We start from the raw sequence: 14685 nt of genomic DNA on the forward strand, positions 1-14685 counted from the left end.
GACCTGGCACGGTCTTGCGCGCGCCGTTCGGCGCGGCCTCGACAACATGCGCATCCAGGCTTTCCTGACCGCGGCGGCAATCAACCTCAAGCGGCTCGCTGCCGCCCTTCTGGCCACCATTGCCGGGTTCTCGCCCGAACCTTTCGCCGAGATCCGTGCCGGCGCCCACGCCAGACCATACCCAGCCTGACACGCCGCAAACGGCAGCGGCCGATGCCTTCGGGCGCTCGCTCARCATCCCCGCCAAAACTCGACTTTCTCAACGACCCCATTCTGGACGTCTGGATGGAGGTTAATATCCCCTTGATGGTGGTGGAAGGCGATTAACCCTTCGGCGTAGGTCGCGTACGCTTTCCCGTCGGCGCATTCAGGCTCGTCCACGGCTGTCGGCGCCGCGGAATCTGCTAGAGAGCCGCATGGACCAAAGTTCAGATGCCTCCGGCGCTTCCGTCGCCAATCTCCGCTCAGAACCCGCCGAGGCGAACCAGCAGGACGAGCGCGCGTCAGCCTCCGGCAGCACGCGTAGCCCCGCGCTGGGCATCGTCCTGATGGCCATATCGATGCTGTTCATCCCGGGCGCGGATGCGATCGGCAAGTATCTCAGCGGAGCGCATTCCCCGGCCTTTCTAAGCTGGGCTCGTTATGTCGCGGCGCTCGGCTTCGTACTGCCTGTCGTGCTGTATGTGCAGGCGCGCGCGCCGGCGCCGCTGATTGGCCGCAACCAGATCCTGCCGCAGCTTCTGCGCACCGCCTTCCTGGTTGGCGCGATGACGCTCTATTTCACCGCAATCGCGCGCATTCCGCTTGCCGACGCTCTGGGTGCCTACTTCATCGCGCCGATCATCGCGACCCTGCTGGCCATGATTGTCCTGCGCGAGCGGCTTGATCGCCGAAAGCTGGCGGCCGTCATTCTAGGCTTCATCGGAGCCATGCTGATCGTGAGACCGGGCGCTGACGGCAGTTCCGGCACGCTGATCGCGCTGGCGTCGGGCGGACTGATGGCGTGCTACCTTGTGATGACCCGAGCGACCGCCCAGGGCAGCACACCGCTGTCGGCACTGACCATCCAGCTCGTCTTCGGCATCCTGTTGCTGACGCCTATCGTCCTGTTCCAGTGGACGGTGCCCAATCGCGAGGAGATTCTGCTGATCCTCCTGATGGGACTGCTTTCGGCCGTCAGCAACCTGCTCACGATCAGCGCCTTCAGAATGGCGCCGGTCTCGACGCTGTCGCCGCTCGTCTATCTCGAACTGCTTGGCGCGACCGCGCTGGGTTACGCGATGTTCGACGATCTGCCATCGACCGCGACCTGGATCGGCATTCTCGTGATCGTGATTGCCGGCCTTGCCGTCGTGGCGCCAGCTCGCGGAAAGCGCGGGCGCGCCCGGTAGTGCGCAACGGGAGAAGCCGTGCCCGCGCTAACGCAGCGGAACGACCAGCCCGTCCCGAATCGTCACCTGCCGGTCCATCCGCCGGGCGAGGTCGAGATTATGGGTCGCGATCAGGGCCGCGAGACCCGAAGCCCGGGCCAAGGCGACCAGCGTGTTGAAGACATGCAGCGAGGTGTGAGGGTCGAGATTGCCGGTCGGCTCGTCCGCGAGGAGCAGACGGGGCGCATTGGCGACCGCACGCCCAATCGCGACGCGCTGCTGCTCGCCACCGGAAAGCTCGCCCGGAAGATGGTCGAGCCGCTCGCCGAGCCCGAGAAAGGCGAGCAGTTCAGTCGCCCGCTCCTCGGCTTCCCGCTTCCGCAGGCCGCGAATGCGCTGCGGCAGCATGACGTTCTCGAGCGCCGTGAATTCAGGCAGCAGATGGTGGAACTGGTAGACAAAACCGATCTCGGTGCGGCGCAGCCGGGTGCGGCCCTTGTCGTCCAGCTTGCTGGTCGCGATTCCGCCGACGAAGACCTCGCCGCTATCGGGTTTCTCGAGCAGGCCGGCGACATGGAGGAGCGTCGATTTGCCGGTACCGCTCGGTGCAACAAGCGCGACAAGCTCGCCCGGCCACAGTGCGAAATCCGCCTTGCGCAGGATCTCGAGCGGAGCATCGGTCTGTGGGTAATAGCGCTCGATCTGGGAGAGGAAGAGCGCCGGTGTTTCGCGTTGCATGGCCACGGGTTCTTCTGCCTCAACCCATCCGCAGGGCTTGGACCGGGTCCAGCCGCGCGGCCTTCCAGGCCGGATACAGCGTCGCCAGCAGCGATAGGACCAACGCCATCCCGACGACACTCGCCACTTCCCGCCAGTCGATCACGGAGGGAATGTCGCTCAGGAAGCGTACTGTCGGATCCCAGAGATTGGCCCCGGTGATCCAATTCAGGGTGGCCATGATCGACTTGATGTTGTTGGCGAAGAGAACGCCGAGGCCTAGCCCTGCCAATGTACCGAACACGCCGATGGCCGCCCCCGTGATCAGGAAGACGCGCAGCACAGTGCCGCGAGACGCGCCCATGGTGCGCATGATCGCGATGTCCTCGGTCTTGTCCTTCACCAGCATGATCAGGCCCGAGACGATGTTCAGCGCCGCCACCAGCACGATCAGGGTGAGAATGATGAACATGACGTTCCGCTCGACCTCGAGCGCGTTGAAGAAGGTACGGTTGCGCTGCCGCCAATCGGACAGCACAAGCGGCCGTGGCGCGTCGGCCTCGATCGCATCGCGCACGACCTGGGTCCGATCCGGATTGTCGATGAAGACCTCGATGACGTTCACATCGCCATCGCGGTTGAAATAGGCCTGCGCTTCTGCCAGCGGCATGAAGACAAACGAGGAATCGAACTCGGTCATGCCTATCTCGAATACCGCCTGGATCGGATAGGCCTTGATGCGCGGAGCGGTTCCGAACGGGGTCGAGGCTCCCTTCGGAGAAACGAGCGTGATCGTGTCGCCAGCGGTCAGCGAGAGCGCCGCGGCAAGCCGACTGCCAATGGCGACGCCGGCGGCGGCGTCGAAACCATCGAGCGTACCGCGCTTGATATTGTTGCCGATGAAGGGGATCGACTTCAGATCCGCCTCGGAAATGCCGCGCACCAGCACGCCGCCATTGGCGTATTGCGACGAAGCAAGCGCCTGGCCTTCCACCAAGGGGATTGCGAGCTTGATGCCGGGAACCTGCCGCAGCCGTGCCGCGACCGCTTCGTAGTCATCGAGCGGGCGATCAATCGGCGTCGCAAAGATGTGGCCGTTGACGCCGACGATCTTCTCCAGGAGTTCCTTCCGGAAGCCGTTCATCACCGACATCACGATGATCAGCGTGGCGACCCCGAGCAAAATGCCGAGGAACGAGAAGCCCGCGATGACCGAAACAAAGCCTTCGCGCCGACGCGTGCGCAGGTAGCGCCCGGCCAGCAGCCATTCGAAACCCGCAAAGGGGCGTGTGCCGGTGGGCTGCTCTGCTTCGGTCGACATCGACTCCACCGCCACGTTCATCGGCGCCTGCTCCGCTCCGCGATCATGCCGCTCCCACTCAAGCCGAGCGGCCCGGGAAGCGTTCCAGCGCAGCCGCGAGCGAGACGAGTTCGCGCTCTCCGCCGGCGCGGCGTTTGATTTCCACCTTGCCCTCAGCCAGGCCCTTAGGCCCGACGATGACCTGCCACGGTACGCCGATCAGGTCTGCCGTCGCGAACTTGGCGCCTGGCCGACCGTCTGTATCATCATAGAGCGTGTCATAGCCCTTGGCGGAGAGCGCTCTGTAGAGTTGCTCGCAGGCGCCGTCGGTCGCTGCGTCACCGATCTTCAGGTTCAGCACCGCGATGTCGAACGGTGCGATCTCGTCCGGCCAGACGATGCCGGCATCGTCGTGACCGGCCTCGATCAACGCTGCGACGAGACGGCTCGGGCCGATGCCATAAGAGCCCATATGCACCGGCACCTGCTGCCCGTCCGGCCCGGTCACCGTCGCGCCCATCGGCTCGGAATACTTCGTGCCGAAATAGAAGATATGCCCGACCTCGATACCGCGCGCCGACAGTTGCTGGCCGGCGGGAACCGCGTCGAATGCCGCCTTGTCGTGCATCTCCTCGRTCGCAGCGTAGAGGCTCGTCCATTTGTCGACGATGGCCTGCAATCCGTCGACGCTATCGAAGTCGGTGTCGACCTTCGGCGTCTCGAAGCTGAGATAGTCCTTGTGGCAGAATACCTCGCTCTCGCCGGTGGAAGCGAGGACGATGAACTCGTGGCTGAGGTCGCCACCGATCGGGCCCGTATCGGCACGCATCGGGATTGCCTTCAGCCCGAGCCGGGCGAAGGTCCTGAGATAGGCGGTGAACATGCGGTTATAGGCGTGCCGCGCGCCGGCCTGGTCGAGATCGAAGGAATAGGCGTCCTTCATCAGGAATTCGCGCCCACGCATCACGCCAAAGCGCGGCCTGACCTCATCCCGGAACTTCCACTGAATATGGTAGAGATTGAGGGGCAGGTCCTTGTAGGACTTCACATAGGACCGGAAGATGTCGGTGATCATCTCCTCGTTGGTCGGCCCGTACAGCATGTCGCGGTCGTGCCGGTCCTTGATGCGCAGCATCTCCTTGCCATAGGCGTCATACCGCCCGCYCTCGCGCCAGAGATCGGCCGACTGAATGGTCGGCATCAGAACCTCGATAGCGCCCGAACGATTCTGCTCCTCGCGCACCACCGCGTTGATCTTGTTGAGCACCCGCAGGCCGAGTGGCAGCCACGAGTAGATTCCTGCCGATTGCTGGCGGATCATACCGGCGCGCAGCATCAAGCGATGCGAGACGATCTCGGCTTCCTTGGGCGTGTCACGCAGGATCGGCAGGAAATAGCGGGAAAGGCGCATCGGAAAACTCGTTCGAGGGCAGTACGCGGCTCAGCGCGCAGCGAGTCATGTTGTCCCAGAGACACCATCGCCGCCGGCAAAATGCAAACGCAAATCCGCAGAATACGGAGGAAGATGCCAAACGATCGGCTCGGCTCTCGACTATCGCTAGGTCAGCGCTTCGGGAACTTCGCCTTGAGTTGGCCGCTGACCGCGGATGGCACGAAAGCCGAGACATCGCCCCCCATGGAGGCGATCTGCCGCACAAGCGTCGAAGTGATGTGGCGCGTCCTCGCGGAAGCCGGCAGAAACACGGTCTGCAACTCGGGCACCATGGCCTGGTTCATGCCGGAAAGCTGCATTTCGTRGTCGAAATCGGTGGCGTCACGCAGGCCGCGAATCATGATCGTCGCACCTGCCTCCCTGGCCGCCTGAACGGCGAGATAGTCGAAGGTCACGACTTCGATCGCGACTTTGGCAACAGCAGCAATCGGGCTTGCAACCTCCCGCAGCAGATGAGCGCGCTCGTCTGCCGAGAAGATCGGGGCCTTGCCCGGGTGGACCCCAATAGCGAGCACCAGCCTGTCGCATAGCCGGCAAGCACCAGCGATCACATCGGCATGGCCATTGGTGATCGGGTCGAAGGATCCAGGATAGAAAGCGGTTCTGCTCATGGGACAGCGTTACCCTCGGGGCATCCTTGCGGCAAGCGCGGCAGCGAACCGGCTCTATCTGAACGACGTCGTCCCGGCATCCTGCTGCGGCACGGACTGCCAGGTCACGGACGGCTCGGTGCGACGATCGACCAGAAGCGCGCTCAGCGCACCGGCGCTGCCCAGGATCAGAGAGACGATCGCCAGGGCAGCTGCGGTCGTGGAGAAGCGCCGCTGAACCATATGCCGGGGGCTGAGATGCATCGGTTTCTCTTTGCGAATCATGGATATAGACGCAATCCCATGGCTGAAGGGCAGCTCCGGCGGAGCCGTGGCTGCTTCATGTCAAAAACATGATTGGTCTTTCGATCGCGTTAGCCCGCAGCGTTAACCATTGCTTGCCATGGCTCCAGGCCCTAAATCCGCGCCATGCTCACGCTCAACGATATCACCTACAGGCTCGGCGAACGGCTGCTCCTGGACCGGGCCAGTGCGGCCCTGCCGGACGGATCACGCGTCGGYCTCGTCGGTCGCAACGGCACCGGCAAGACCACGCTCTTCCGGATCATTACCGGCGATCTCTCGCCTGAGGGCGGTTCGGTCAGCGTGCCGAGGGGCATGCGGATCGGTGGCGTCGCCCAAGAAGCCCCCGGTGGCCCGGAATCGTTGATCGAGGTCGTGCTCGCAGCCGACACCGAGCGCGCGGCCCTGATGAAGGAAGCCGAAACCGCGACCGACCCGCTGCGCATCGCCGAGATCGAGACCCGGCTCGCCGATATCGGCGCGCATGCCGCCCCGGCCCGGGCAGCGACCGTCCTGCACGGGCTCGGCTTCGATGAGGCCGCGCAGCAACGCCCCTGCTCCGATTATTCGGGCGGCTGGCGCATGCGCGTTGCTCTCGCTGCCGTGCTCTTCGCCGAACCGGATCTGCTGCTGCTCGACGAGCCGACCAATTATCTCGATCTCGAAGGCACGCTCTGGCTCTACGACTATCTGGAGCGCTATCCGCACACCGTCCTGGTGGTGAGCCACGACCGCGAACTGCTCGACACCTGTGTCGATCACATCCTGCATCTCGATCAGGGCAAACTCACCATCTATCGCGGCGGCTATTCCTCGTTCGAACGCCAGCGTGCCGAGAAGCAGATGCTGCTCGCGAAGCAGCGCGAGAAGCAGGACGCCGAGCGTAAGCATCTCCAGGCCTTCGTCGATCGCTTCAAGGCCAAGGCCTCGAAGGCGCGCCAGGCGCAATCGCGCGTCAAGCGGCTGGAGAAGATSGAATCGATCGCGACCATCGTCGACCGTGACGTGCAGCCATTCAGCCTTCCGGGGCCGGAGCGGCCGCTCTCGCCACCCATGGTGGTGCTGGATGATGTCAGCGCCGGCTATGGCGAGCGCAAGGTGCTGTCGCGGCTCGACCTCACTTTGCTGCCGGACGATCGGATTGCGCTGCTTGGCTCGAACGGCAACGGCAAATCGACCTTCTGCAAGCTGATCGGCGGGCGGCTCCCACCCCTGTCAGGCGATCTGCGACGTTCGTCGAAGCTTCAGACCGCCTATTTCGCCCAGCATCAGCTCGACGAGCTGCGGATGGAGGAAACGCCGGTCGCGCATCTGCGCGACCTGATGCCTGATGCGCCGGAAGCCAAGGTGCGCTCGAAAGCGGCTCAGATCGGCTTTCCCGCCAGCAAGGCGGATACACCGGTCAAGAACCTGTCCGGCGGCGAAAAGGCGCGGCTGATGCTCGGAATCGCGGCCTTCGGTGGCCCGCATCTGCTCATCCTGGACGAACCGACGAACCATCTCGACATCGACAGTCGCACCGCCTTGGTCAAGGCTATCAACGACTATCCCGGCGCTGTCATCCTGGTCAGCCACGACCGCTTCCTGATCGAAGCCTGCGCTGACCGGCTCTGGCTCGTCGGCGACGGCACGGTGAAGAATTTTGACGGCGACATGGAGGATTATCGCGCCTTCGTCCTCGGAGGCGCCAAGGCAGCCCGTCGCGAGAAGCCCGCAGAGACGGCGAATACCAACAGCAAGGCCGAAGAACGCAAGGGCGCAGCCGTCAAGCGTGTGGCCCAAGGGCCGCTGCGTCAGAAGCTCAACCTGGCCGAGGCACGGATCGCCAAGCTGACCGGATTGATCGAGAAGGTCGATGGCGTGCTAGGCAACGGTGCAGCATTCGCCCGCGATCCGGAAAAAGCCCTGCAGCTCTCGCGCCAGCGTGCGGAATTGTCGGAGGCACTGACGGCCGCGGAGGAAGAATGGCTCGGACTGAGCGAGGAACTCGAGAACGCCTGAAGCGGCCCAGACGATAGGCTCGGGCGAAATCCGAACTATCGTCCGATGCGTAGATCATCCGATCGGATCGCGTATCCGGTCCGATGATCTAAGCTCCTGTGGTGGAATCGGCTTGCTCGAACACCGCAATCCACTGTTCGGGCCGATGCTTCAGCCCTCCCCTTGTCCCGGCTTTACGATTCGGCTGAGGCGGTYGTCGGTGAACATATAGATCTCGCGGCCGCCGGGCTCGGAATAGAGCACCTGCACCTCGCGCTGGCCCTTGCCGCTCTCACCGATGAGGACATCGGTCGGCCGGCCCCCCTTCAATTTCACGAGTTCGCATTCGGTCACGCCCAGCGCGATCTCCCTTGGCAGTGGACGCGTCGACGGATCGAGCGAAACCTCCGCCTCGCAACCGCCATCGGCGGTCAGCATGGCTTCCTGAGTGGATGCGCGGGCTGAAGCGCTGCTGGTTCGCGTACCGCTGGAATCCTGAGTGAAGGAGAAACCGCCAATATCGACGGAACATCCGCCCAGAGCCACAGCGCACACGAACAGAACAGGCACTCTCACGCTTTTTTCTCCCAGCGACCGGTTTCGTCCTGCTGCCAGTAGCTGGCCGTCGCGCCTGTGGCGCGAACTGCCTTCCAATCCTCGCGCGCAGCCGCAAGCGCGTCGGGGTCGTCGCCGTCGAAGATGAGGACGACGCGCTCGTAGTCCTGCAATGCGTCGGGAATACGGATGCCGTCAGCGCAGATTCTAACCTGGGCCGCGTTGGGATTATGGGCCTGTGTCGTCAGCACGACCGGATTGGTCGGTGCATCCGGCTCGCTCGCCATGACATGCGGCAGGAAGCTGTCATCCGCGTAGGTCCACAGATGATCGTCCAGCACGCTCGCCCGCTCGGAACTGGAGACCTCGATGACCACCTTCTGGCCGCGCGACAGCGCCCGATCGAGGATGGTCGGGAGAACCTGCTCCAGCGGACGCGACTGAAGATGGAAGAAYAGGACTTCCGTCATGAAAGCCCTTTCTTATCAGAGCATTGCGAAACAATGTTTCGAGTGAATCAGGACTCGTAATGATTCGCGACGAGCCGGTCGAGGAGGCGCACGYCCCAGCCCGAGCCCCAGGAGCGATTGGTCTCGCTGTTTGGCGAGCCCATGCCGGTGCCGGCGATGTCGAGATGCGCCCAGGGCGTTTCATTGACATGCCGCTGCAGGAACTGCGCAGCAGTGATCGAACCGCCATAACGCCCGGCCGAGTTCTTCATGTCCGCGAACTTTGAATCGATCATCTTGTCGTAGGCTGCGCCAAGCGGCATGCGCCAGACGGTTTCGCCGGTGGCCTTGCCAGCGACTGCCAGTCGCTCGCACAACTCGTCATCATTCGAGAACAGCCCGGCATTCTCCTGCGCGAGCGCTACCAAAATCGCTCCTGTCAGGGTTGCCAGGTTGATCATGAAGCGCGGCTTGTACTTGTCCTGCGTGTACCAGAGCACATCGGCGAGGACGAGCCGCCCCTCTGCGTCGGTATTGATGATCTCGATGGTCTGCCCTGAAAGCGAGGTGACGATGTCACCGGGGCGTTGGGCGTTGCCATCCGGCATGTTCTCGACCAGCCCAATCACGCCAATCGCATTGACCTTGGCCTTGCGCGCTGCGAGCGCATGCATCAGTCCGGTGACGCAGGCGGCTCCGGCCATGTCCCCCTTCATGTCCTCCATCCCGGCGCCCGGCTTCAGCGAGATGCCGCCAGTGTCGAACGTGACGCCCTTGCCGACGAAGGCGACGGGCCGAACTCCGGGTTTGGCGCCATTCCAGCGCATGACGACGACGCGGCTCTCCCGGCGCGACCCCTGGCCAACGCCAAGCAAGGCCCGCATGCCGATCTTCTTGAGTTGCTTCTCATCGAGAATCTCGACCTCGACACCAAGCTTCTCAAGTTTGGCGGCGCGTTCGGCGAATTCTTCGGGATAGAGCACATTCGGCGGCTCGTTCACGAGATCGCGAGCAATCTCGACGCCGCCGGCGACAGCTTCGCAGGCCTTGAGGGCCTTCTTGAGAGCGGCAGGGTCGGGGGTGCGCAGCGTCACGGTGATCGGATCGGCATCGTCGGCTTCGCGGGTCTTGGTTTTGTAACGGTCGAAGACATAGGCCCGGAGCCGCAACCCGAGAGCGACCGCGGCTGCTTGCTCGGCACTGATTTCAACGTCAGGCAGAGCGATGATCACATCGGCCGAGCGGCCACTGCCAAGCTTGCCCGCRACAGCCCCGCCAAGCTTGGCGAAATCGAGCTTATCGTGATCTGCATCAGGTCCGACCCCGATGACGACCAGCCGCTCATACCCGGCCCCGTCCGGCGCCAGCAACGTCATCCCGGAAAACACCTTGCCCTTGAACTTGTCGGCTGCCGCAGCCCTGGCGAGCAGTGCATGAGCGCCCTCTCCGAGCCAATCCTCGGCAAGCTTCGCCGGGGTCAGCTTGTCCGACACGAAAATGACGAGGTCCTGCCCGCCGATGGTGTTCAGGGCTTTGACCTCAAGCTTCAGGCGCTGCGACATAAGCTGCTCACAATTGGCGGGAATAGGGCTCTTCAGGAAGGTCGTGAACATGATGCGAACGATTCCCGTTTGCGCCATGATCGTGGCTATACCATAGGGAGTGTTTGGCGAACCGTCCAAGGGGAGCCTCGAACTGCCCTCGGTTTCACCGGAAGCTAACGCGTGCGTCTTCTCCGTCTCGACCGCTACATCCTGAAGATCGCCGCGGTCGCAGCGATCGTACTTCTGATCGGGCTGACCAGCGTGATCTGGGTGACGCAGGCCCTGCGTGAGGTCGACCTGATCACCGGCAAGGGCCAGACCATCTACATCTTCTTCACGGTGACACTGCTTTCGTTGCCGGCGCTGATCGCGGGCATCGCACCGGTCGCGCTGTTCATGTCGACGCTCTACACGCTGAACCGGCTGAACGGCGATTCGGAGTTGATCGTCATGAATGCGGCCGGAGTCGCGCCCTACCGGCTGACCCGCCCGTTCATCGTGCTGACGCTGGCGACCTCCCTCCTTGTCGGCTGGATGGCGATTTCGGTCATGCCGTCGGGGTTCCGGGCGTTGCGGGACCTGATCACGCTGATCAGGGCCGATTTCGTCGCCAATGTCGTGAAGGAAGGCCAGTTCGTCTCACTCGATTCCGGAGTGACGTTTCACTACCGCGAGCGTTCGGGTGACGCGCTGCTCGGCATCTTTATGCAGGACCGCCGCGACCCCAGCCAACCCTCCGTCTACATCGCCGAGCGCGGCCGGACAGTGGAATCGGACGGCAACAGCTTCCTGATGCTGGAGAAGGGTACCATCCAGCGCGAAGCCAAGAACAAGGAGTCGACTTCGATCATCTCCTTCGAGCGCTACGCGCTCAACCTGTCGGCTCTATCGGGCGAGTCGACAGGCGGCGATGGCGAAGGCAATGGCGACAGGGTGATCTACAAGCCACGCGAACGCACGACCTGGGCCTTGCTGCGACAGGACCCCAATGAAGCCTATTACAAGCTGCAGGCCGGGCGGTTCCGCGCCGAACTGCACAATCGTCTTTCGGCGCCGCTCTACCCGATCGCGTTCATGCTCGTCGCCTTCGCCGCCCTCGGCGAAGCGCGTACGACGCGTCAGGGCCGCAATGTCGCGATCCAGGCAGCGATTTTGATTGTCGGTGCGGTCCGCATCGGCGCCTACGCCGCGTGGACCGCCAGCGTCAGATCGGGTTTTGCAGTCGTCCTGCTCTACCTTCTGCCCCTGGTCACAATCATCTGCTCTACGGCCCTTATCATGTTTGGCGCGTCGCTGAGGCCGCGGCTCAACAAGCTGTTCGAGCCGATCATCCTGTCGCTATCCGCCCTGCCCTCTCGCCTGCGTCGCGCCTGATGCTGCTTGTCTCGACCTTCGGCCGATACCTGACGAAGCGCTTCACACGCGCCATCATCAGCGTGTTCAGCACCTTCTTCTTTCTGATCCTGACGCTCGATTTCGTCGAGCTGATGCGCCGTGCCGGCGATTCGCCGCTCGCGACGACGCCGCAAATCATCAGGCTCGCGCTGTTTCGCGCGCCTGCGGTGGCGGAGCAGATCTTTCCCTTTGCCGTGCTGTTCGGTGGCATGTTCGCACTGCTGACGCTAAGCCGGAAGCTTGAGCTCGTGGTGGCCCGCTCCGTGGGCGTCTCGGCCTGGCAATTCCTGCAGCCGGCCGCATTGGTCGCAGCAGTGATCGGCTTTGTCTCGATCATGATCTACAACCCGCTCGCAGCCGAACTGAAGCGCAGCGCGACGGCCCTCGAAGCCAGGCTCTTCGCGAGGAGTACCCAGGCGTCCGGAGCGCAGGAAATCTGGATTCGCCAGCGCAGCGTCGACGGGCAGGCGATTATTCGCGCTGCGGCAGCCTTGCCGGACGCGTCAGGCCTCTCCCAGGTCGCTGTCTTTAGCTTCGATGCGAATGGCGGCTTCAACGAGCGCGTGGAGGCAAGGGAAGCGATCCTGCATCGCGGCTATTGGGAATTGACCGATGCACGCGTCGTGTCTGCCACGGAAGAGCCACAGAGCTACACGACCTATCTGCTCGCGACGACTCTGGAGCCCGACCAGGTGCGGCAAAGTTTCACCCCGCCCGACGCTGTTGGGTTCTGGTCGATGCCGACAGTGATCGAACGGACGCAGAAGGCCGGCCTTGATTCCACGCGCTACGAGCTGCGCTATCAGTCGCTCAAGGCGCGGCCGCTTCTGCTCGTTGCCATGATCCTGGTGGCGGCATCCGTTTCCTTAAGATTTTTCAGATTTGGTGGTGTTACGAGATTGGTGATAGGTGGCGTGGCGGCCGGGTTCGTGCTCTATGTCGCGACGCAGCTGTCGGAAGAGCTCGGGGCATCAGGGATCGTCAATCCCATGGTGGCCGCGTGGTTGCCGGCGGTTGTGGGGACGATGCTTGGGGCGCTCGCTCTCCTTCACCAGGAAGACGGGTAACTAGTACTGTGCCTATGGTTAATTTTGGATTGAGCATATGGCCTCTGGCGTGAGACGCATGGCTCGTTTTGCCGCGGCGACCGCCCTCGCCTCGAGTTTGGCCTATTGCCTGACGGCAGGAGGGAGCGCTTTCGCGCAAGCTCCGGCGAAGCCGCAGGAACGCATGGTCGTCGACGCGCGCGAGTTGGTCTACGACAACAAGAACAACAGCGTCTCGGCTGTCGGCGACGTCCAGATTCTCTATCAGGGCCGTACGATCGAAGCCGACAAGGTCACCTATGACCGCGCCAGCAAGCGCGTCATCGCCAGCGGCAATGCCCGGATCACCGAATCGAACGGTACCGTCATCACCGGCGACCGCTTCAATCTGACGGACGATTTCCGCGACGGCTTCATTGATTCGCTGCGCGTCGTGAACCCGGACAAGACGCGGTTTACCGCTCCGCGGGCTGAACGTACGGACGGCGAGACCTTCGTCTTTGAGAAGGGCATCTACACCGCTTGCGAGCCCTGCAAGGACAAGCCCGAAAAGCCGCCGCTCTGGCAGGTCCGCTCGGCGCGGATTATCCATAAGAAGTCCGAGCAGACGATCTATTACGAATCGTCCCGGCTGGAATTCGCCGGGGTTCCGATCGCCTATATCCCGTACATGTCGGGCCCGGACTCGACGGTGAAGCGCAAGAGCGGCTTCCTGTCGCCGGCCTTCATCAACACCAGCGCGCTCGGCTTCGGTGTTGGCCTGCCCTATTTCTTCAACCTCGCCCCGAACTACGATCTCACAGTCACGCCAACCTATCTCTCGCGGCAGGGATTCCTTGGCCAGGCCGAGTGGCGTCACCGGCTCGTCAACGGGTCCTATAACATCCGTGCAGCCGGCATCTTCCAGGCGGAGCCGGATGCGTTCCAGCCGACGCCGTACGGCGCGCGCGACAGCGATTTCCGCGGCTCGCTGGAAACCACTGGCAAATTCTATTTGAATCCGCGCTGGACCTACGGCTGGGACGTCGCGATGTCGACGGACCGCTGGTTCTGGAAGAACTATCGCATCCGAAGCGAGAGCATCAGCTCGACGACCTACCTGCAGGAATCGATCTCTACGGGCTATCTCAACGGCCAGAGCCCGAATGCCTGGTTCGACCTGCGTGGCTATTATTTCCAACCCCTGACGTCGTCCGATTGGCAGAAGCAGCAGCCGCTCGTCCTGCCGGTATTCGACTACAACAAGCGGGTGCACAAGCCGGACGTCATTGGCGGTGAACTGGCGTTCAATGTGAACGTCACRAGCCTCACGCGGGACGCCGCTGCCTTCCAGCAGATTCCGGCCCAGAAGAACTTCCTGATCACGACGCCGAACCCGCTCTATGATGGCTGCGCGGTCTACCAGAAAGACCAGTGCCTGGTGCGCGGCATCGGCGGTTCGGTGGCGCGCGCAACAGCGGAAGTGTCCTGGCGGCGCAATTTCATCGATTCGCTCGGCCAGGTCTGGACGCCGTATGCGTCGGTTCGCGCGGATATCTTCTCGGTCAATCCGTCGACGACCGGCTTTTCCAACGCCAACGTTTCCTCGATCTTCAACACATCCGACGATGTCTTCGGGCGCGTCATGCCGGCGGTCGGCCTGATGTACCGCTACCCCTTCGTGGCCAAGACCTCGTGGGGCACGCATATCATCGAGCCAGTCGCCCAGTTCGWTGCACGTCCGAACGAGACGAATGTCTTGCGGGTCGCCAACGAAGATGCGCAAAGCCTCGTCTTCGACGACACCAACCTGTTCGAGTGGAGCGGCAAGTTCTCCGGCTATGATCGGGTCGAGGGTGGCACGCGAGCGAATGTCGGCGCGCTCTACACAGGCCGTTTCGGCAAGGAGGCCTACGCCAATTTCCTTGTCGGCCAGTCCTTCAATCTCGCCGGGCGCAATTCCTTCGCACAAGCCGACCTGGTCAATACCGGCCTGGATTCAGG

The 14685-nt window shown here is 63.0% G+C and carries 14 protein-coding genes; 6 read left to right on the top strand and 8 right to left on the bottom strand.

All coding sequences use genetic code 11. From position 1 onward, the window contains the following. Together AC1D34_RS21935 and AC1D34_RS21940 are read left to right on the top strand one after the other, a co-directional pair. A partial coding sequence (locus AC1D34_RS21935; RefSeq protein WP_476825309.1) for a hypothetical protein occupies positions 1–190 on the top strand: 190 nt, incomplete at its 5' end. Positions 191–416: 226 nt separating this feature from the next. After that, positions 417–1391 (top strand): DMT family transporter, encoded by a 975-nt coding sequence (locus AC1D34_RS21940; protein WP_441491833.1) that lies wholly within the window; start codon positions 417–419, stop codon positions 1389–1391. Positions 1392–1418: 27 nt separating this feature from the next. On the opposite strand, the gene AC1D34_RS21945 is transcribed toward AC1D34_RS21940, so the two are convergent. From AC1D34_RS21945 to AC1D34_RS21965, 5 genes are all read right to left on the bottom strand, one after another. Continuing rightward, positions 1419–2108: an ABC transporter ATP-binding protein gene (locus AC1D34_RS21945; RefSeq protein ID WP_069880703.1), complete on the bottom strand. Its 690-nt coding sequence runs from the start codon at positions 2106–2108 to the stop codon at positions 1419–1421. A 19-nt stretch (positions 2109–2127) separates the two neighbouring features. Continuing rightward, positions 2128–3429 carry a lipoprotein-releasing ABC transporter permease subunit gene (locus tag AC1D34_RS21950; RefSeq protein WP_441491834.1) on the bottom strand — a complete coding sequence of 434 codons (1302 nt, stop codon included), beginning with the start codon at positions 3427–3429 and terminating at the stop codon, positions 2128–2130. Positions 3430–3466: 37 nt separating this feature from the next. Next, positions 3467–4798 carry a proline--tRNA ligase gene (gene proS, locus AC1D34_RS21955; RefSeq protein ID WP_476825310.1) on the bottom strand — a complete coding sequence of 444 codons (1332 nt, stop codon included), beginning with the start codon at positions 4796–4798 and terminating at the stop codon, positions 3467–3469. Positions 4799–4950: 152 nt separating this feature from the next. After that, positions 4951–5451, bottom strand: coding sequence for a pantetheine-phosphate adenylyltransferase (gene coaD, locus AC1D34_RS21960; protein ID WP_476825311.1), 501 nt, complete (start codon positions 5449–5451; stop codon positions 4951–4953). 54 nt (positions 5452–5505) lie between these two features. Further along, positions 5506–5694, bottom strand: a complete 189-nt coding sequence (locus tag AC1D34_RS21965; protein WP_441505527.1) for a hypothetical protein — start codon at positions 5692–5694, stop codon at positions 5506–5508. Positions 5695–5859: 165 nt separating this feature from the next. Between AC1D34_RS21965 and AC1D34_RS21970 the strand changes: the two genes are divergently transcribed. Next, complete coding sequence (locus AC1D34_RS21970) at positions 5860–7734, top strand: ABC-F family ATP-binding cassette domain-containing protein (protein ID WP_476825312.1); 1875 nt, start codon at positions 5860–5862, stop codon at positions 7732–7734. Between the two features lie 150 nt (positions 7735–7884). On the opposite strand, the gene AC1D34_RS21975 is transcribed toward AC1D34_RS21970, so the two are convergent. The 3 genes from AC1D34_RS21975 to AC1D34_RS21985 form a co-directional block, all read right to left on the bottom strand. Continuing rightward, positions 7885–8151 (bottom strand): hypothetical protein, encoded by a 267-nt coding sequence (locus AC1D34_RS21975; RefSeq protein ID WP_476825313.1) that lies wholly within the window; start codon positions 8149–8151, stop codon positions 7885–7887. A gap of 134 nt (positions 8152–8285) precedes the next feature. Further along, positions 8286–8738, bottom strand: a complete 453-nt coding sequence (locus AC1D34_RS21980; RefSeq protein ID WP_441505525.1) for a DNA polymerase III subunit chi — start codon at positions 8736–8738, stop codon at positions 8286–8288. A gap of 47 nt (positions 8739–8785) precedes the next feature. Beyond that, on the bottom strand, positions 8786–10279 hold the full coding sequence (locus AC1D34_RS21985; RefSeq protein ID WP_476825315.1) for a leucyl aminopeptidase: 1494 nt from the start codon (positions 10277–10279) through the stop codon (positions 8786–8788). Positions 10280–10441: 162 nt separating this feature from the next. On the opposite strand from AC1D34_RS21985, the gene lptF reads away from it, so the two are divergent. The 3 genes from lptF to AC1D34_RS22000 all read left to right on the top strand — a co-directional run. After that, entirely contained in the window at positions 10442–11635 is a 1194-nt protein-coding gene (gene lptF / locus AC1D34_RS21990) for an LPS export ABC transporter permease LptF (protein WP_441491841.1), read from the top strand. Further along, on the top strand, positions 11635–12723 hold the full coding sequence (gene lptG, locus AC1D34_RS21995) for an LPS export ABC transporter permease LptG (RefSeq protein ID WP_441491842.1): 1089 nt from the start codon (positions 11635–11637) through the stop codon (positions 12721–12723). The genes lptF and lptG overlap by 1 nt, the downstream gene beginning before the upstream one ends. A 58-nt stretch (positions 12724–12781) precedes the next feature. After that, a partial coding sequence (locus AC1D34_RS22000; RefSeq protein ID WP_476825314.1) for an LPS-assembly protein LptD occupies positions 12782–14685 on the top strand: 1904 nt, incomplete at its 3' end.

This window comes from Allobosea sp. P1_A7 (assembly GCF_056406775.1).